General features: G+C 69.6%; 14 protein-coding genes. 6 read left to right on the top strand and 8 right to left on the bottom strand.

Translation table 11 applies throughout. The annotated features are described in order from the left end of the window. The 6 genes from AC1DO7_RS28010 to AC1DO7_RS27985 form a co-directional block, all read right to left on the bottom strand. On the bottom strand, positions 1–3,773 hold a 3,773-nt coding region (locus AC1DO7_RS28010), incomplete at its 3' end, for a cobaltochelatase subunit CobN (protein WP_477116813.1). Then, positions 3,770–4,198, bottom strand: coding sequence for a DUF2149 domain-containing protein (locus AC1DO7_RS28005; RefSeq protein ID WP_441615069.1), 429 nt, complete (start codon positions 4,196–4,198; stop codon positions 3,770–3,772). The genes AC1DO7_RS28005 and AC1DO7_RS28010, both read right to left, overlap by 4 nt. Continuing rightward, the gene (locus tag AC1DO7_RS28000; RefSeq protein WP_441615070.1) at positions 4,198–4,848 is read right to left on the bottom strand and encodes a MotA/TolQ/ExbB proton channel family protein; all 651 of its coding nucleotides are present in this window, start codon (positions 4,846–4,848) and stop codon (positions 4,198–4,200) included. Before AC1DO7_RS28000 ends, AC1DO7_RS28005 begins: the two co-directional genes overlap by 1 nt. Before the next feature lie 105 nt (positions 4,849–4,953). Then, positions 4,954–5,853 carry a polysaccharide deacetylase family protein gene (locus tag AC1DO7_RS27995; RefSeq protein WP_441615072.1) on the bottom strand — a complete coding sequence of 300 codons (900 nt, stop codon included), beginning with the start codon at positions 5,851–5,853 and terminating at the stop codon, positions 4,954–4,956. Between the two features lie 428 nt (positions 5,854–6,281). Continuing rightward, positions 6,282–6,989 carry a response regulator transcription factor gene (locus AC1DO7_RS27990; RefSeq protein WP_441615074.1) on the bottom strand — a complete coding sequence of 236 codons (708 nt, stop codon included), beginning with the start codon at positions 6,987–6,989 and terminating at the stop codon, positions 6,282–6,284. 251 nt (positions 6,990–7,240) lie between these two features. Continuing rightward, positions 7,241–7,744, bottom strand: a complete 504-nt coding sequence (locus AC1DO7_RS27985) for a DUF6630 family protein (protein WP_441643288.1) — start codon at positions 7,742–7,744, stop codon at positions 7,241–7,243. A gap of 673 nt (positions 7,745–8,417) precedes the next feature. On the opposite strand from AC1DO7_RS27985, the gene AC1DO7_RS27980 reads away from it, so the two are divergent. The 5 genes from AC1DO7_RS27980 to AC1DO7_RS27960 all read left to right on the top strand — a co-directional run bounded on the left by AC1DO7_RS27980 (position 8,418) and on the right by AC1DO7_RS27960 (position 13,884). Continuing rightward, positions 8,418–9,143 (top strand): MgtC/SapB family protein, encoded by a 726-nt coding sequence (locus tag AC1DO7_RS27980; RefSeq protein ID WP_441615078.1) that lies wholly within the window; start codon positions 8,418–8,420, stop codon positions 9,141–9,143. A 156-nt stretch (positions 9,144–9,299) separates the two neighbouring features. After that, positions 9,300–10,307 carry a Bug family tripartite tricarboxylate transporter substrate binding protein gene (locus tag AC1DO7_RS27975; RefSeq protein ID WP_441615080.1) on the top strand — a complete coding sequence of 336 codons (1,008 nt, stop codon included), beginning with the start codon at positions 9,300–9,302 and terminating at the stop codon, positions 10,305–10,307. Positions 10,308–10,751: 444 nt separating this feature from the next. Beyond that, complete coding sequence (locus AC1DO7_RS27970) at positions 10,752–11,735, top strand: Bug family tripartite tricarboxylate transporter substrate binding protein (RefSeq protein ID WP_441615082.1); 984 nt, start codon at positions 10,752–10,754, stop codon at positions 11,733–11,735. 74 nt (positions 11,736–11,809) lie between these two features. Next, positions 11,810–13,009 (top strand): CaiB/BaiF CoA transferase family protein, encoded by a 1,200-nt coding sequence (locus AC1DO7_RS27965; RefSeq protein ID WP_441615084.1) that lies wholly within the window; start codon positions 11,810–11,812, stop codon positions 13,007–13,009. Beyond that, positions 13,006–13,884, top strand: coding sequence for a citryl-CoA lyase (locus AC1DO7_RS27960; protein ID WP_441615086.1), 879 nt, complete (start codon positions 13,006–13,008; stop codon positions 13,882–13,884). The genes AC1DO7_RS27965 and AC1DO7_RS27960 overlap by 4 nt, the downstream gene beginning before the upstream one ends. Positions 13,885–13,905: 21 nt before the next feature. Here AC1DO7_RS27960 and AC1DO7_RS27955 read toward each other — a convergent pair whose 3' ends face one another. Together AC1DO7_RS27955 and AC1DO7_RS27950 are read right to left on the bottom strand one after the other, a co-directional pair. Further along, positions 13,906–15,135 (bottom strand): GGDEF domain-containing protein, encoded by a 1,230-nt coding sequence (locus AC1DO7_RS27955; protein WP_477116812.1) that lies wholly within the window; start codon positions 15,133–15,135, stop codon positions 13,906–13,908. Between the two features lie 295 nt (positions 15,136–15,430). Continuing rightward, entirely contained in the window at positions 15,431–16,159 is a 729-nt protein-coding gene (locus tag AC1DO7_RS27950; protein ID WP_441615090.1) for an IclR family transcriptional regulator, read from the bottom strand. Positions 16,160–16,954: 795 nt separating this feature from the next. Between AC1DO7_RS27950 and AC1DO7_RS27945 the strand changes: the two genes are divergently transcribed. Beyond that, positions 16,955–18,226 (top strand): efflux RND transporter periplasmic adaptor subunit, encoded by a 1,272-nt coding sequence (locus tag AC1DO7_RS27945; protein WP_441615091.1) that lies wholly within the window; start codon positions 16,955–16,957, stop codon positions 18,224–18,226. The last annotated feature ends 70 nt before the right edge of the window (positions 18,227–18,296 follow it).

Raw genomic sequence — 18,296 nt, 5'->3', positions numbered from 1 at the left:
GGCGTCGCCCGCGCCAGCCGCTCGCCGAACGCGCGCAGCGCATCCACCGGCAGGCGGGCCTGCTGGCCCAGCCCCGCGATGTACTGCATCAGCGCCGGATTGCCACAGCTATTGGCCGTGCACGACAGTCCGTCGCGGTTGACCGATGCCACGTAGCGCCGCGCCATGTCGGCGCGCTCGGCCGGCGTGAAGCGATAGCTGCCCTGCCGGTCCACTTCCAGCAGGCGCGCCAGGATGCCTTGCCGCGCGTGCGGGTTGTTGCCGGCGAAGAACTTGTCCATGCCCATGCCGAGCTTGTCTGCCACGTAGACGTCGTAGGTCCGCTGCCAGAAATCGCCGCTCATCTGTTCCGGGCTGGTGGCCTGGAAACCGTAGAGATGCTCGATCTCCTTGAACATCTCGCGCGCGCCGGCATAGCCGGAGCGCTGCATGCCTGCGATCCAGCGCGGGTTCCAGTTGCGCGCGTTGAGTTCGGTGGCCAGCCAGGTGCGCGCGTCCACGGTCTCGGCCTCGGCGGGGCGGCGCAGGTTGTGCAGCCAGAAGCGCGGTGCCTGCCCGCTGACCGCGCGCGTGGCGAGGTTGAGGCCGCCGGCGTACTGGTAGGTATCGTCGTTGTCGAGCGCGCCGTAGAGCGTGCTGGCGCGCGAGAACAACACGGCCTGGTTGGACTTGAGGTGGCTGGCCAGCGCCTGCGGCGCGGTCTCGCCCCAGCCTTCGGCGGAGAAGRCGAAGTTCATGTAGCGCAGGTATTGCTGCGCCAGCGCCTGCCCCGGCTGTGCGGCGGAACCGTTGGCGCCGGCCACGTCGCGGCTCTGCTCCACCATCTGGTTCACGCCGATGCTGTAGTTGCCCGGCCTGGCGGCGAACACGCGGGCGCGCGCCAGGCGCCCGGCCAGCGGCGGCGCCACGCCGGCGGCCAGCAGCGCGGCCTGCGCCTCGCGGTCGTGGCGGCTGACGGCGTTGTCGCCGGCGGCCGCGGCCAGGCGCGCGGCCTTGTCCAGCAGCGCCACCTTGTCGCCGAAGCCGTCGCGGTAGATGCCGGAGATGGTGAACAGCACGTTGACACGCGGGCGGCCAAGCTGCGCATCGGGAATCAGCCGCACGTCCTCGACCACGCCGCGCGCGTTCCACACCGGCTCCACGCCCATCAGGTAGAGCGCCTCGCTTTCCATCGCGCCCTGGTGGCGCTCGGTCTCGCCGTAGAACAGCACCATCGAGACCTGCTCGGGCGCCGCGCCGGTTTCGGCCTGGTAGCGCGCCAGCGTCTGCCGCGCCAGCATCTTGCCGACTTCCCACGCGGCCGGCGTGGGGATGAAGGCACCGTCGAAGGCATGCAGGTTGCGCCCGGTGGGCAGGCCCTGCGGCGTGCGCACCGGATCGCCGAGCGGCGCGGTCGGCAGGTAGCGGCCCGCGAGCACCGTCACCAGGCCGTCAAGTTCGCTCCGCGGTGAGGCGCGCAGGCCGGCCAGCCATGCGCGCGCCGCGGCCAGCGCGRCCTTTGCCTTGTCCGCCAGCGGCGGCGTCAGGTCCGCCAGATCCGGCTCGCGCCCGTCGAGCAGCGCGCCGGCCCAGTTCGCCAACGGGTCATGGCCCAGGCGTTTGCGCTCGCCGGCGTCGAACGCGCTTTCCAGCACGGTAGCCAGCGCCTGCCGCTGGAAATCCGCTGGCGGCAGTTCGCCCAGCACATGGATGCCTTGCGGCATCGGCTCGGCTTCCACCTTGTGCAGGAACCGGTGGATCACCGGCTCGACCTGTTCCCATGGCGCGGCGAGGTCCACGCCGAGCTGGCGGTCCAGGCCCAGCGCGCGGATCTGCGCCAGTGCCTGCAGGCGGTATTGTTCGGCCAGCGCGGGTGCGCTGTCGGCGGTGGCTTCCTGCTGCTCGATCACCTCGTCGAGCTTCGCCAGCGCGGCCGGCATGCCGGCGCGGGTCAGCAGCGGGGTCAGGTGGCTGACCAGCACGGCGGCGCTGCGGCGCTTGGCCTGTATGGCCTCGCCGCCGCCGTCCTGGATGTAGTAGTAGGCGTTGGGCAGGTCGCCCAGCAGCACTTCGGCGCTGTCGTCGCCGGCCTGCCCCACCTGCTTGCCGGGCAGCCATTCCAGCGTGCCGTGGCGCCCCACGTGGACCATCGCGTCGGCGCCGAAGGCGTGGCGGTACCAGAGGTAGGCGGCGATATACGAATGCGGCGGCGGGGTGACGGTGTCGTGCGAGGTGTCCATCGCGCGCGCGAAGGTGGAGCGCAGCGGTTGCGGCCCCACGAACAGGTTGCCGAAGCGCAGGCCCGGAATCACGAAATCCTGCCCGCCGCGGCCATCGTCCACCAGCATCAGCGGATTGCGCTCGGGCGGGCCCCAGGCGGCCAGCACGGACTGGCGGAACGCCGCGGGCAGCGCCTCGAACCAGCGCTTGTATTGCGCCATCGGCAGCAGCGTGACGCGTCCGCGCGCGACCATCTCGCGCAGCTCGCCCGGCGACCATTCCTCCATATTGCGGCCGTTGCGCTCCAGCAGCGCGGTCAGCTCCGCGGTATCCGGCAAGGCAGTGCCGGTCTGGTAGCCGGCCGCGCGCAGGCGCGCCATGATCTGCGCGAGCGAGGGCAGCGTGGCCAGGTAGCTGGCACCGATATTGCCGCTGCCCGGCGGGTTGTTGTAGTAGAGGATGGCGATGTGCTTGTCCGCTGCCGGCTTGTCCTGCAGCGCGATCCAGCGCCGCACGCGCGCCACCGCGGCATCGGCGCGCTCCGGCACGGCGCGGCTGGTCTTGGCGCCGTTTTCGTCTTCCAGCGTGGCGAACAGGATCGGCTCGCCGGCCCCGGCGCGCTCGGGCGTGTTGAGCAGCAGCGGCAGGCGCTCGCCGGCGATACCGCGCGCGTCGGCGCGCCAGGCGGCCTGGCTGTCGCGCGTGGCCAGCAGGTTGATGGCGTGCAGGCCGTGGCGCTCCAGCCAGGCCTTGTCCTCGGCGCGGCTGATGGTGAGGTTGAGCGTGAACAGCGCGCGCAGCGGGCTGCGCCCGTCCACCGTCAGCGCCGCATCCAGGCTGGAAAGCGGCCAGCCGAACACCGGCACGGCGCCGATGCCCTGGCTCTCCAGCGCGGCCACCAGCGCATCGATATGGGCGAGATCCTGCTGGCGGTAGTTGCTGGCGTAGAAAGCGATGCCCACCAGCGGCGCCTGGGCCGGCAGGCCGCTCGCGGTGCGATACCAAGCCAGGTATGCCGCCAGCGTGGCGAACGCCTGCGCGGCGCGCGGATGGTAGATGCCGGACGCGGGCAGCGGATGCGGCGGCGGTACGGCGATGGCATCCGTGCCGCGCACCTGGGCGATGGTCCAGGCCAGCCAGCCGGCCACGTTGTCGGCGCCGCCGGCGCTCCAGTACGCCTCGGCGGCCTGGCCACGCGGCGCGTCGAGGCTGATGCCCCACGCGGCCTCGGCGGTTGCGGCGGGCGCCGCCAGCAGCAGCGCGCCGCGCTGCCTTGCCTGGCGCATGGCCGGCGCCATCTGCCTGAGCACGGCGGCGGGCGCGAAATAGGCGTAGATGGCATCGGCGGCGGCGATCTGCGCCGCGGCGGGCGCGGTGGTGACCGCCTCCACCACCACCCTGCCCGGCCCGGCCAGTTCGCGCAGGCGCGCCTCGGCGGCGGGCAGCAGGTGGGTGTTGGTGGTGACCACCAGCACGCGCACGGGCGCGGCGGCGCTGGCGTGCCATGGCCACGCGCCCAGCCAGCAGAGCAAGGCGAGGGACATCAGCAGCCAGCGCTGCCGGGCCAGCCTCATTTGCCGGCGCCCGCCGCCGGCACGGCTTGCGCGGCGGAGGCCGGCGCGCCTTCGGGCACATAGACCACGCTGCCGTCCGGCAACCGGTAGGCCACGCCGAGGCGCGTGCCCTCGCCCGCCTTCTGCTGCGCGGACAACTTGCTGACCTTCACTTCCTTGCGGTTCTTCTCGAGCAGTTGCAGTTCGCCCGTGCGCGGATCGCGCTGGACCAGGGTGAAGCGCGCATCGGGATCGAGCAGCTGGGTCAGGCTGAAGGCTTGCGTGAGCGCCACCATCAGGCCCACCGCGAACACGATCGATGCATCGAACAGGTTGGCCACGCCGGCCAGCGGGTCTTCGCGATGCACCGAGGCAAGTTCGCCCTGGGCGCGGCGGCGGCGCACGAAGCGGCGGCGCCGGAACTGGTGTCCGTGGCCGGCGTCCATCAGCCGTGCGCCCCGGCGCCCGGCGCGGGCATGGCGCGCAGCACCAGCTCGCACAGGTTCTCCATTTCCTTCAGGTCGGCACGCGCCCAGCGCTCGCGCGTGAGCGTGAGCACATAGGCGATGCCGCCCAGCACCAGCCCGCAGACCACCGCGCCGAAACCGATCACCAGGTGGTTGACCATGCCGGCCATGTCGCCGGCCAGCAACGACTGCAGCGCCGGCCCGAGCGGGATGATGGTGCCCGCCAGCCCCAGCATGGGTGCGATGCGCACCAGCGTGCGGGTCAGGTCGAGCCGGTTGGCCACGCGCATTTCCTCGCGCTGCAGGGTCTCGTCCAGCCACAGGTCGAGATGCTCGTGCGAATCGAGGCGCGCCAGGCGGCCTTCGAGCAAACCCCAGAAGCGCGCCAGCGCGGGCGACATCGGCACCGCCTGCAATTGCGCCCGCGCGCCCTGGCGCAGGCCGCAGGCCAGCGCATTGGCCAGCGCCGGCAGGTCGCTGCGCGGCGAGGCGGCCCGGCGGCGCGACTGCACCAGCAGGCTGCCCAGGTCGGCCAGCGACAGCACGAACAGCACCAGCAAGGCCAGGGCGACCGGCCAGAAGAACGCCGTGGAAAGGCGATAGAAGATCTCGGTGACGGCGCTTTCCATCGTGAATGTCAGCTAGTTGCAGGGGCGGGTCGGCGCAGCCGCCAAAGGGAAGCGGACTGCCGTGGCGCAGCATTGTACGCGGCGGCCGACGCCGCCGCCGTGGCTTCAGGGCCAGCTGGCGCGCGCGTAGACGCCCGACAGCGCACGCACCCGCGCGGCCCGCTCGGCCACGCGCGCGTCGGTGTAGAACGGCGGATCGGCCAGCACCAGGCCGTTGTTCTTCGCTTCCTCCACCAGGATCTGCAGGTACTCCGTCATGTGCGACGCGGTGTAGTCGTTGGTATCGTGGAAGCTCACCACGATGGGCGCCACGCCGCCGGCCAGCGCCAGGCGCTGCTCGGACAGGGCCACCTTGACCTGCGCCAGCTCGCTGTTCATGTGCGAGCGCCGGCGCAGGCTGATGTGCCAGCCGTAGATCTTGCCGTCRCGCGCATTGATGTCCGACATGAGCATGCCGAGGCCGAGCTTGCGGTAGACCGCCTGCACGGCGTCGTTGTAGGCCCAGTTGGGCGGGCGCACCAGTTGCGCCGCGCCGCGGCATTGCTCGATGATGTCGGCCTCGCCGGACAGCAGCGAGGCTTCCAGTTCCTCCGGCTCCAGCCGGGTGTGCGACAGGTGCCCGATCGGCAGTCCGCTGTGTACCGCGAGCCGGTGCCCGGCCTTGCAGGTGGCATGCATCTGCGCCTTGCCCTCGTCGCCGCCGCCGCGCCGCGGGTGGGCGGTCTGCACGAAAAACAGCGCCTTGATGCCTGGCGTGACCGGGTTGTCGGCAAGCTGGCGCAGGATCAGCGGCGTGCTGCCGTCCTCGCCGGCATCGGGGCCGTCGTCGAAAGTGAGCAGGAAGCGGATCGGTGGCAGCGGGCGCGCGGCGCGCAATGCCGCCAGCTGGATGCCCGGCGCGGCAGGCTGGAATCCGGCCGGAACCGGTGCCGTGGCCGGCGATGCGGCGCACAGGCCGCTGGCCAGCATGGCGCCGGCAAAAAGACAAAAACGAGAAAAACGCATGCGTGGGGGCGCGCGGCTTCGCGCGGCGCGCCACTGTGTGCGCTACGCCGGCGTACCGTCATGAAGTTTCAGGCAAGGAACAAGGCATCCGGCCGCAGCTGCCCGCGCGTGTGCGCGAGCCGCCGCAACGGCCATCAGGGCATGGCGGACACGACGCGGCATTGTGCCATAGCCCCCCCGGGGGCCCGGCGAAGGCGCCGGGAATCCGCATCCGCAACCCCTGCCGGGCCACCGGGACGGCAATTCGCGCACGCAAAAAAGACCAGGCCACACGACATGGCCTGGTTGGCAAGACCGGCAGCGAAGCGGGCGCTGCCGACGGGTACGGGAAGCCGGCGAAAGCCTCCCCTGCATTCAGACTAGCCTCTGGCCGGCGCGGCACCGTAAACAACTGTGTCGGCATGCCGCTCGCGCGCGCAGGCCGCGGCTCAGCCGGGCCCGCCAGGCTCGGCCACCGCGTCGAAGCGATAGCCGTGCGAATACACCGAGGTCAGCCGCACGCCGTTGTGCGGGCGCAGCGCAAGCTTGATGCGCAGGCGCGACACATGGGTATCGAGCGTGCGCGAGTCGGGCCCGATCACGCGGCCCCACACGGCTTTCTCCATCATCTCGCGCGACAGCAGCCGGCCCACGTTGCGGAACAGGAACAGTGCCACGTCGAACTCGCGCGGCGACACGTCCAGCCTGGCGCCGCGCAGCGTGATGGTGCGCGCCACGGGATCCACCGCATAGCTGCCGACTTCGACCAGCTCGCTGCGCACCATCGCCTGCGGATAAGCGCGGCGCAACAGCGCGCGCATGCGCGCCACCAGTTCGGCGCGGCGGATCGGCTTGATCATGTAGTCATCCGCGCCGGCGCCCAGCGCGGCGACGATGCTCTCCTCGAGCGGCCGGCTGGTCAGGAACAGGATCGGCAGGAGGCGGCCGACGCGCTGGCGGATCCACTGCACGAGATCGAGCCCGCTGATGTCGGGCAGCTGCCAGTCGAGGATAACGAGGTCGAAGGTATGTTCGCGCAGCGCGCGCACGAAGGCGCCACCGCTGCCGTAGGTCGCGCACGCGAAGCCCGCGTCCTCCACGATCCGCCGGATCAGCTCGGCCTGGCTCTCATCGTCTTCCACCGAAGCAATTCTCATGGATCTCTCATGACCATGCCCGGAACGTTACCGTGTCCAGCCATATGCGCCGGGATGTTCGGCGAACGAGATAGGCGACTGCGATGCAAGAAAGCGCTCGCGGGCATGCTGCCGGGCCAGCATCGGACGCGACTAGCCTATCTCAGCCATGCACGGCAATTGTCACGAAATGTGACCGCGGGATTTGCATGCCGGAGCGAATGCCGGCCTGGGTGCGAAGCGCTGAGCACGGACCGGAAGACCCGGTGCCGTCAGCAGGTTTCGTCGGCGGGGTCGATCATCAGATGCAGGCGTGCGGCGAGGCCGGCGAGCCGGGCTTCATCGCTGTCGCGGATCATCCAGCCGGCGAAGGCGTCGGCCTGCGTATCCCAGCACCACAGCCTATAACCGGCCATGCGCATGGAGGCTTGCGCGATCGTCATCAGGCGAGGGATATCGTGCGCGGCCAGAAAGGCAGGCGCGAGCGGCTCGCTCACGCCCCAATCCACGCGCACGCCGACGCGCTCGCCCAGCATATGCACGCTGCGCACCAGCGCGGCCCTGTCATTCCACTCCACATAGAAGCCGGCACCGTTGCCGAGGGCTTCGCTCAGCGGCCACAGCAGCTGATGTCCGTCGCATCGCGGCCCGGCATGCGCCAGCGCACGCCGGAAAGCGATCCAGTAGCGATCCGCGGCTTCCTGGTCGTGCAGGCATACCAGCAGGATCAACTCGCGCATGGCGTCCTGCGTTTCACTCGGGAGCACAATCGTCATAAGCTTCTGGCGGGTTGGAGACGGCAGCAACGACGTGGTCACTGCCGGAACGCCACGGGCCGGCGCACTCGATATTGGCCGTGGCACTGCCCGTGATGCCGCGACGATGGATTTGGCTCGCGGCCCCCTATTCTGACAAAGGTTGTAGCGTGGCGCCACACGCACACGTGCCGCGCCGGCCGTTTCCGGCATGGCGCTAACACCCCCCCAAAAAGCGGTTGCCAAGCGCGTATCGGCTTTGTTACGCTTCGCCCCGTTATCGCTCCGGAGTCATCTCCATGGACAGTTGTTCTACCTGGCCCCTGGCCACATCCTGAACGGCTAGGCAAGTCCAGGCGTCCTTTCGCCACTGCCTCGCCGGAACCGGCCGGTAGTGGCGGTGCATTGCACGGGTTCTCCGCGCAATGCCTGCTCTCCCAGTTCATTGCAAGACCGGCGGCCACCATGCCGCGGGATGCGCTCGTGCGCGCGGGACCGCATCCCGCGCGCACGCCGCCCCGCCGTGCGCTGCCGTGCGCTGCCGTGTCGCTGCCTTGTCGCGCTCTTGTCGTCGCGGCCAATGCCGGCCACACCGGCCTGACACCTGCCCGTCGTACAAACGCAATAGCGCCAGGGCCAGGCCCAGGCACAATCATCACGAAGCGTATCGGCTTCACGTCCGGGAACATCTGCCATGCACTCCCTCCAAGCTTTCCAGAACATCAACCTCGCCTCGCTGTTGGACACCCTCGTGAGCCTGACCACGGCCTTCGTGCTGGGCACGGTGATCGGCTACGAGCGGCAACTCCGCCAGCGCACCGCCGGCCTGCGCACCAATGTGCTGGTGGCGGTGGGGGCGGCGATCTTTGTCGACATGGCCAACCGCATGGCCGGGCACGACGGCGCGGTGCGCGTGGTGGCCTACGTGGTATCCGGCATCGGCTTCCTCGGTGCCGGCGTGATCATGCGCGAGGAAGGCAATGTGCGCGGGCTCAATACCGCCGCCACGCTGTGGGGTTCGGCGGCCATCGGCGCCTGCGCCGGCGCGGACCTGATCATCGAGGCCACGGTTGGCTGCCTGTTCGTGCTGGCCGCCAACACGCTGCTGCGGCCGGTGGTCAACCGCATCAACCAGCAGCCGATGGACACCCCGGCGGTGGAAGTCACCAACACCGTCTACGTGATCGCGCCGCGCGCTTCGCAGAAGCAGGCGCTGCAACTGCTGGAGCGGACACTGGAGACAGGCAGCTACCCGATGCGCGACCTCGAAGTGCATGCCTTCGGCGATGCCGATGTGGAGATCGAGGCAGTGCTGACTTCCACCTCGGTCGACGGCGATGTGCTCGACCGCCTGATGGCGCAGCTGGCCGAGTCCGAGCATATCCACCAGGCGTTCTGGAGCCCCAGCACGACGGACTGAAGCGGCATGACCGCCTCCTGGCGCACCCCCCCGTCCGGGCAGGCGATCAACGCACAGAAAAATGGCTGGTGTTGTTGCAATGTACGAACAACATGGCATCCTTGTGCCGACCGTGGACGGCGATCCCGGCGCGGTCTCATTACATACGAGGAGCACATGAAAGTTTCGAAGTCGCCTGCCGGCCGCGCGCCGCGCCTTGCCCGCCACCTCCTGGCCACCGCCATCGCCTGCCAGGCCGTCGCCGCAGCCGTCCCCGCCATCGCCGCCGAGGCATGGCCCGCCAAGCCGATCAAGGTGATCGTGCCCTATACGCCGGGCGGTTCCACCGACACCGTCTCGCGCATCGTCTTCGAAAAGGTTGCCGAGCGCCTCAAGCAGCCGATCGTGATCGAGAACAAGCCCGGCGGCAATTCCACGCTCGGTACTTCGGTAGCGGCGCGCGCCAAGCCCGACGGCTACACCTTCCTGTCGGTGCTGGCCGCCTATTCGGCCAACCCGAGCCTGTATTCGCACCTGCAGTACAAGCCGCGCGACCTGACCCCGGTAGCGCTGATGGCGGACCTGCCGCTGTTCCTGTTTTCCAGCAAGTCCGTGCCCGCCACCACGGTCGCCCAGCTGGTTGAATACGGCCACAGGAACCCGGGCAAGCTGAACTTCGGCTCCAGCGGCACCGGCTCGAGCGCCCACCTGGTCGGCACCAAGTTCGGCATGGTCAGCAAGATGGAGATGACGCATATCCCGTACAACGGCAGCGCGCCCATCCTGACCGACCTGATGTCGGGCAATGTGTCGATGGTGTTCGACCCGCTGCTGGTGCCGATGCCGCAGGCCAAGGCAGGCAAGATCAATGTGCTGGCGGTGGCGTCGGCCAAGCGCTGGCCGGGCGAGCCCAATATCCCGACCATGGAAGAAGCCGGCTTTCCCGGTTTCGTGATGAGCTCCTGGGCCGGGCTGATGGCGCCTGCCGGCACGCCGCAGCCGGTCATCGACCGCATGTCGAAGGAAATCGCCGAGGCGGTGCGCTCGCCCGACGTGCAGAAGAAGCTGGAGAACCTGGGCTTTATCGGCGTGGGCAGCACGCCGGATGAGTTCCGCAAGCTGATCGACCGCGATTCGGCGCGGTACGCCGAAATCATCAAGGCCGCGAAGATCTCGCTCGACTAAGCCCGGCCGCGGCGGCCGCGCCGATGCCGGCCGCCGCCCGCCCCTGCCTCCCTCCCGCCTCCCAGCCCCGTCGCGGGCAACCGGCCCGCCCCGCGGGCCGCCCCCCTCCCCCCCGCTTTTCCTTCCAGTCCGGCGCATTGCCGTTCCGGCGGCAAACCCGTGCCCGGACCGCGCGGTGCTTGCGCCAAAGGCGCCTTGACAACCATCCCCGGCACTCCTATTCTCTCGTTTAAATTCCTTAAGTAAGATCGTTGTTCTGTTGTATAGAACGTAAAATCTGGAGGCAAGGTGGGAATGACGGCCTCCGTGCCGCTGCCACACCCCCTCCACGAGCCATCGAGACGCCATCCCAGACGCAATCGCCGGCCCGCCGCATGCGCCCGCCCTTCCGACCGGGGCGCGGCCCGGAGGCGCCGCCTTGCAACACCCATAGACGGAGACCCAATGAAGCGCTTTCCCTCCCCCATCCGCGCCCTGCTGATGCTTGCCGTGCCCGCGACGCTGCTCGCCGCCGCCCTGCCTGCCGCCGCCGACACCTACCCCAGCCAGCCGGTGCGGCTGGTGGTGCCCTTCCCGCCGGCCGGTGGCACCGATGTCATGGCGCGCCTGGTGTTCAACAAGGTGGGCATGAGCACGCACTGGAACGTGGTGGTGGAAAACCGCGCCGGCGCGGGCGGCAATATCGGCATGGACGCCGTGGCCAAGGCGCGCCCGGACGGCTATACCCTGGGCATGGGCCAGACCGCCAACCTGGCGATCAACCCCACGCTGTATCCCAAGATGCCGTATGACGCGGTCAAGGACTTCACCCCGGTGGCACTGGTTTCCGCCCAGCCGCTGGTGCTGATCGTGCGCAAGGACGCGCCATACAAGAACCTGGCCGACCTCGTCGCCGCGGGCAAGGCCAGGCAGCTGTCGATGGCCTCGGCCGGCACCGGCACCGTGGGCCACCTGACCGGCGAGATGTTCGCGCGCCGCACCGGCATCAAGATGCTGCATGTGCCGTACAAGGGCGCCTCGCCGGCGCTGACCGACCTGCTGGGCGGCCAGACCGATTTCTACTTCGCCACGCCGCCGATCGCGCTGCCGATGATCAAGGCCGGCAAGCTGCGCGCGCTGGCGGTGACCTCGTCCAAGCGCCTGCCGCTGGTGGCCGACGTGCCCACCGTGATCGAAGGCGGCTACGCCGGCTTCCAGGCCGAAGACTGGAAGGCGCTGGTGGCGCCCGCCGGTACGCCGGCCGACGTGATCAAGCGCGTCAACGAGGAAATCAACAAGGCCATCGCCCAGCCCGATACCATCGCCAAGATGCGCGAGGAAGGCAGCGAGCCGCGCGGCGGCACCCCCGCCGAACTGGCTGCCTTCATCAAGGCCGAGAACACCCGCTGGGGCACCATCGTGCGCCAGTCGGGCGCCAAGGTAGAGTAAGAGGGGCGATTGCGCCGCCGTGCGCGGCGGCTCGCAGCCCCCGGCTCCCTTTTGCTTCAACGAGATCACGCACCATGCAAAAACCGCTACGCCATATCCGCGTGCTCGACCTCACCAATGTGCTGGCCGGGCCGTTCTGCTGTCACCAACTGGCCCATATGGGCGCCGAGGTCATCAAGGTGGAAACACCGGGCACCGGCGACCTGGCGCGCCAGCTCGGCGCGGATGCCGAACTCAACCGCCGGCTGATGGGCGTGTCCTTCCTGGCGCAGAACCCGGGCAAGCGCTCCATCACCGTCAATCTCAAGCATGCGCGCGGCAAGGAAGTGTTCCGCAAGCTGGTGGCCAGCGCCGACGTGCTGGTGGAGAACTTCCGCCCCGGCGTGATGGAACGCCTGGGCCTGGGCTTCGAGGCGCTCAAGCAGGTCAACCCGAAGCTGATCTACTGCGGCATCTCCGGCTTCGGCCAGGACGGCCCGCTGTCCGACCTGCCGGCCTATGACCAGATCATCCAGGGCATGTCCGGGGTGATGAGCATCACCGGCGATCCGCAGACCGCGCCCTACCGCGTGGGCTACCCGGTCTCCGACACCATCGGCGGCATCACCGCGGCCTTTGCCGTGGCCGCCGCGCTGGCGGACCACCAGCGCACCGAGGGCTATTTCATCGATGTGTCCATGCTGGAGGCCACCCTCGCCACCATGGGCTGGGTGGTGTCCAACTACCTGATCGCCGGCAAGACCCCGTCCCCCATGGGCAACGAGAACATGACGGCGAGCCCGTCCGGCGCCTTCCATACCGGCGCGGGGCTGCTCAATATCGCCGCCAACAAGCAGGAACAGTTCGAGGCGGTGTGCCGCGTAGTGGGCCGCCCCGAGCTCGCCACCGATGCGCGCTTTGCCGAGCGCCAGTCGCGCCTGGCCAACCGCGCGGCGCTGACGCGCGAGCTGGAAGCCGAGCTGGCGAAGAAATCCGCCGACGAATGGTGGGCGCTGCTCAACGAAGCCGGCGTGCCCGCCGGCCCGGTCTACAGCGTGCCGCAGACGCTGGACCACCCGCAGATCAGCGGGCGCGGCATGATCGGCGACTTTGCCGACGTCCCCGGCGTGGGCCGCGACATCCGCCTGGTGCGCACCGGCTTCAAACTCAACGGCGAAGCGCCCTCGGTGGATACGCCGCCGCCGGAGCTCGGCCAGCACACCCGCGAGATCCTCGCCCAGCTGGGCTATGGCGAGGCCGATATCGAAACCCTGCAACAGGAGCGCGCAGTATGAGCGACCCCATCAAGCAAGCTGCCGGCGACACCGGCGATCAGGCCGGCATCAACGAAGGCCAGCGCCTGTCCCAGGACTGGTGGCGCACCGAGATCATCGACATGCAGCCCGGCGAGATCCGCTACCGCGGCTACCCCATCGAGCAGCTGATCGGGCAGGTCTCGTTCGCGCAGATGATCTGGCTGATGCTGCGCGGCGAGCTGCCAAGCCGCAAGCAGGGCGAGCTGCTGGATGCCGCGCTGATGTCCGCGGTGGACCACGGCCCGCAGGCGCCCAGCATCGCCATCGCGCGCATGGCCGCCACCTGCGGCGTGGGCCTGAACAATGCGATGGCCTCGGCCGTCAACGTGCTCGGCGACGTGCACGGCGGCGCCGGCGAGCAGGCGGTGGAGCTGTACCAGGACGTGGCGCGGCGCATCGACGGCGGCCTGCCCCAGGCCGAAGCGGTCAAGGCGGCGCTGGCCGACTACCGCGACGCGCACGGCAAGTTCGTCTCGGGCTTCGGCCACCGCTTCCATCCGCTCGATCCGCGCGCGCCGCGCCTGCTGGCCCTGGTGGACCAGGCCGCGCAAGACGGTGTGGTGCCGGGGCGCTTCGCGACCATCGCGCGCGCGGTGGAGGCCGAGCTCGGCGCGGGCCGCAGCAAGCCCATCCCCATGAACATCGACGGCGCCACCGCGGTCATCTACGCCGAGCTGGGCTTCCCGGCGCCGCTGGCGCGCGGGCTGTTCTGCCTGTCCCGCTCGGTGGGCATCCTGGCGCATGCATGGGAGCAGACCCAGCAAGGCGGGCGCAACAAAGGCCCGATCCCGCGCCAGTACATCTGGACCTATGACGGGCACCCGCAACGGGATGTACCGCCGAGGCAGGACTGACTGCGGGTGAGCGCCTGGCGCCTAGCGGCTCGGCACGGGGGAGGAATCGCCCACGTCGCCGGGCACCGGGCGCGTGACCGGCGCCATCCACGACGCCAGCGCGTAGCGATCGCGGCCGAATTCCTTGGCCGCGTACAGCGCACGGTCGGCCGCCGCGAACAAGGCGCGCCACAGGCCTTCCACGCCCGCCGCCCCGCCGCGCAGTTCGGCCACGCCGATGCTGACGCTGGCGAACGCGGCTGGCGCGCCGGGCAAGGGAATCGTGCGGACTTTCTTCAGGATGCGGTTGGCCAGCGCGGTGGCCTGGCTTTCATCGGTATGCGGGCAGAGGATGCAGAATTCCTCCCCGCCGTAGCGGCCGGCCACATCGGAGGCGCGCCGCGAGTTGTCGATGGCCTCGGCGATCAGCTTTAGCACGGTATCGCCTGCGTGGTGGCCGTTGCGGTCGTTGACCTGCTTGAAGTGGTCCACATCGATCACCAGGCAGGACAAGGGCTGGCCGTGCCGCTCCCATGCCGCCACCAGGCTGGTGGCCGCCTTGTCGAGCGCGCCCCGGTTGAACAGCCGTGTCAGCGCGTCGAGCCGGGCGCCGTTCTCGTTGACGGCAATGACCTGCTCCATCGCCATCAGCGTGAAGCCGAACAAGCCCAGCAGGGTTGCCACCATGGGCGAGAGCAGCAGCATGGCGCTGGCATTGCTGGCGTAGAACGGACCGGAAAACACCATGCCGCCCAGTCCGGCGGCAAGGCCGGTCAGCTGGGTCACCAGGTGGATCAGGGTGGCCACCAGCACCAGTGGCGTGCCGACACTGCGGCGCCCGCCATGGGAATGCAACAAGGTGATTGCCGTCAGCGTCGCCACCAGGGCCAGGCAGCCATAGCCAATCACATGCAGGCGCGCATAGCTGTTGGCCATGCCGGCGGCACCGAGCAGGGCCAGTCCGGCCAGCGACACGCCCAGCGCCAGCGTGCGGTCCCACGACACCAGCCCGTAGTAGACGCGCACGCCGCGATAGATCAGCAGCCGCCCGGCAATAAAGACGGCCGCGCCGCCGGCGCTCACATAGACTTGCCGGTCCGAGGCATTGAGGGCCAGCACCAGCCCGGCGGCGGACAGCAGCAGGTGCCCTGCCGCCCACAGCCGCCCGGCCTCGCTCGGCCGCAGCGCGACCAGCAGGCCCAGCGATATGGCCAGTGTGCTGGCGTACACCACCACCATGACAACAACTACCGCTTGCTGGTCTAACTGCACGGGAGTCCTTTGAAGATGCCGTGTTGCCGTTGACGTTGACGACGTTGGCAGCGCTCCCGTCACGGCGGGCGCAGTCCCGGCTGCGTGGGCCAACTTCGCAAACGCGCATGATAACGTTACCGGCCCTTAGCTGGCACCCCCGACAAGCCGGGCATGGGATGATTCCGACATCGATATTGACCCGCCGCAAACCGGCGGCTGTCCGCCAGCGTCCTAGGGGTTGACCCGGATGGCCCCCCGCGAGCGGATCCTGCGAAGCCCCGGATTCCGTCAGGCAGCCGGGCGCATGCCGCGCTCAGACGGCATAGGGAAAGGTGCCGCCCAGCGCGAGCGTCAGGTCGCGTGCGGCAAGCAACACATGCGGGCGGAAACCCTCGTCGAAGCGCGGCGTCGGGCAGGTCAGGGTCAGCGCGCCCTTCAGTTCGCCGTCCGGCCCGAACACCGGCGAGGAGACGCCGGCGATATCCGCCACGCGGTCACCGACCATCGCGGCCACGCCTTCGTCGCGGATCTTCTGGTAAAGCTCGCCGCGCGCGCCGCTGAACGCGCGCAGCACACGCCCGCCGGCGCCGCGGTTGCGCGGCAGCAGGTCGCCCGCCTTGGCATGATCGCGCACCGGCTGCGGCGAATCGATACGGTACAGGCAGAGACGATGCTCGCCCTGATCGATATGGAAGGCCGCGCTTTCGCGCGTGGCCTGCACCAGCTGGCGCAGTACGGGCATCACCACCAGCTCCAGCGAAAACGAAGCGGAATAGACCGCGTGCAGGCGCGCGACCTCGGGCCCCAGGCCATAGCGGCCATCGCTCTGGCGCTGCACCAGGCGGGCATGCTCGAGCGAGGCCAGCAGGCGCAGCAGCGTGCTCTTGTACAGGCCCGAGCGCTGCGCCAGCTCGACCAGGCTTAGCGTGGTGTCGCCCAGCCGGAAGGCGGACAACACGAACAAGGCGCGGTCCACGGCGACGGCACCGCCCTCGGCGGCATGCTTGTCGGCTTCGGAGAGTTGGGCGGCTTTACGGGGCATCGGTCGGACAGTGGGCAGGGAGGAAGCAGGGAAGAAGCAGGAAGGAAAGCTGGCGCCAGGGACCGGATGGCACTGGCCCTTTTTGCATTGCGGTTCCACGGTATAGAACGGCATTGCTATTGTCAATGCGGCCATGCCGGCCGTTGCGCGCCGGCGGACCTCTCTTTTGTTGCGGATGCACATGACGGCAAGCCCGCCGCCCCGCCCTTGCATTGTCCCCTGAGTGATCTAGAGTGATGTGATGCATCAATTCGCCCCGGCCGCGGGGGCCAGCCAGGCCACGGTGTGTACGCGATGCACTACGTCTCGACGGAGTGATCCAGCAATGGTTGGATTGAACGCACTGATCCGGGCTCGCCTTCAGCTTGCGCAAATCAAAGTCCTCCACCTCCTCCGCCATGCCAGCCGCGCCTGCCCCGCCAGAGCCAGCGGCAGTATCCGGCAGTACGACATTCCTGGCGCCGCCCGCTCGCCGCGCCTGCCGCGCAGCCATCGGCGGCGCATGGGCCTGGGCCGCGAACCCTAGTCAGAGGCCGCCTTTCCAGGCCCGCTTCCGAACCCGCTTCGGAGCCCGCTTCGGAGCCCGCTCCCGGCGAAGACGACCGACAACACCGGCAACCGCCTGCGAGCGGATGCCCGGCGCCGCCGGTTGCCGCCTGGACGACTGTCGCGCGGCCGATCCGGCCGCCCGGCCACCGCCGTGGCTCTTGCCTGCCGATGCCCGGACGCTGGCGCACGTGGGTCCTCATTCTGCCAGCCGACCCCAGCCAACCCTAACGAACCCGAGGTTTCCTCATGCGCAACGAGCGGATTCCATTTCGTTATCCCGGCGCTGCGGCGATTGCCGCCCTCATTGCGGCATGCGGGCAGAAGCCGGCGGCGCCGCCGCCGCCGCCGCTCGAGGTGGGCGTGGTGACGGTCAGGACCAGCACCGTGCCCGTGACGGTGGAACTGCCCGGGCGCACGAGCGCCTTCCTGGTGGCGCAGGTGCGCGCGCGCGTGGACGGCATCGTGCTGCGGCGCGAGTTCACCGAAGGCGCCGACGTCAAGGCCGGCGAACGCCTCTACAAGATCGATCCGGCCCCCTATATCGCCACACTCAACAATGCCAAGGCCGCGCTCGCCAAGGCCCAGGCCAACGTCGCCACGCAGAACGCGCTGGCCAGCCGCTACAAGGTGCTGGTGGCCGCCAACGCGGTCAGCAGGCAGGACTATGACAACGCCGTGGCCGCGCTGGGCCAGGCCGTGGCCGACGTGGCCGCCGGCAAGGCCAGCGTGGAGACCGCCCAGATCAACCTCGGCTATACCGACGTGATCTCGCCCATCACCGGCCGCAGCGGCCTCTCGCAGGTCACGCCGGGTGCCTACGTGCAGGCCAGCCAGGCAACCCTGCTCACCACCGTGCAGCAGCTCGACCCGGTCTACGTCAACCTGACGCAATCGAGCGTGGAAGGCCTGCGGCTGCGCCGCCAGATCCAGGAAGGCAAGCTGCAGACCAGCGGCATCCACGCCGCCAAGGTCACGCTTCTGCTGGAGGACGGCCGGACCTACTCCGAGCCCGGCCGGCTCCAGTTCTCCGACGTAAGCGTGGACCAGACCACGGGGTCGGTCACGGTGCGCGCGATCTTCCCCAACAAGGACCGGGTGCTGCTGCCGGGCATGTTCGTGCGCGCGCGCATCGACGAAGGCGTCAACGACAGGGCCATGGTGGTGCCGCAGATCGGCATCACCCACGACCAGAAGGGCCAGCCCGTGGCGCTTGTCATCGGCCCCGACAACAAGGTGGCGCTGCGCCAGCTCGTCACCGCCGGCACCTACGGCAATGGCTGGGTGGTGGAAAGCGGCCTGCAGCCGGGCGACCGGGTGATCGTCAACGGCGTGGAGAAAGCCAAGCCGGGCGCGACCGTGAAGCCGGTCGAGACCAAGGTGCCCGCGCCAGCGGCCTCGGACGCACAGGCGCAGCCACCGCAGGCACCGCAGCCAACTCAGGCACCGGCCTCCGCGCCGCCGGCCCCGCCCGCCTCCGCGCCGGCACCTGCCGCGGCATCCGCGCCCGCCGCGCAATAAAAGGGAGCCGGCGCCATGGCAAAGTTCTTCATCGACCGGCCGATCTTCGCCTGGGTGATCGCCATCATCC

It is taken from the genome of Cupriavidus sp. 05N40, assembly GCF_056397305.1.
Note: the sequence above shows the minus strand (reverse complement) of the source record. Positions and strands in the feature narration are given on the sequence as shown.

Bases quoted from the DNA above. Each gene is read 5' to 3' on its own strand.
- AC1DO7_RS28005 (WP_441615069.1), bottom strand. From the start codon at position 4,198: ATGGACGCCGGCCACGGACACCAGTTCCGGCGCCGCCGCTTCGTGCGC.
- AC1DO7_RS28000 (WP_441615070.1), bottom strand. From the start codon at position 4,848: ATGGAAAGCGCCGTCACCGAGATCTTCTATCGCCTTTCCACGGCGTTC.
- AC1DO7_RS27990 (WP_441615074.1), bottom strand. From the start codon at position 6,989: ATGAGAATTGCTTCGGTGGAAGACGATGAGAGCCAGGCCGAGCTGATC.
- AC1DO7_RS27985 (WP_441643288.1), bottom strand. From the start codon at position 7,744: ATGACGATTGTGCTCCCGAGTGAAACGCAGGACGCCATGCGCGAGTTG.
- AC1DO7_RS27980 (WP_441615078.1), top strand. From the start codon at position 8,418: ATGCACTCCCTCCAAGCTTTCCAGAACATCAACCTCGCCTCGCTGTTG.
- AC1DO7_RS27975 (WP_441615080.1), top strand. From the start codon at position 9,300: ATGAAAGTTTCGAAGTCGCCTGCCGGCCGCGCGCCGCGCCTTGCCCGC.
- AC1DO7_RS27970 (WP_441615082.1), top strand. From the start codon at position 10,752: ATGAAGCGCTTTCCCTCCCCCATCCGCGCCCTGCTGATGCTTGCCGTG.
- AC1DO7_RS27965 (WP_441615084.1), top strand. From the start codon at position 11,810: ATGCAAAAACCGCTACGCCATATCCGCGTGCTCGACCTCACCAATGTG.
- AC1DO7_RS27960 (WP_441615086.1), top strand. From the start codon at position 13,006: ATGAGCGACCCCATCAAGCAAGCTGCCGGCGACACCGGCGATCAGGCC.
- AC1DO7_RS27950 (WP_441615090.1), bottom strand. From the start codon at position 16,159: ATGCCCCGTAAAGCCGCCCAACTCTCCGAAGCCGACAAGCATGCCGCC.
- AC1DO7_RS27945 (WP_441615091.1), top strand. From the start codon at position 16,955: ATGCGCAACGAGCGGATTCCATTTCGTTATCCCGGCGCTGCGGCGATT.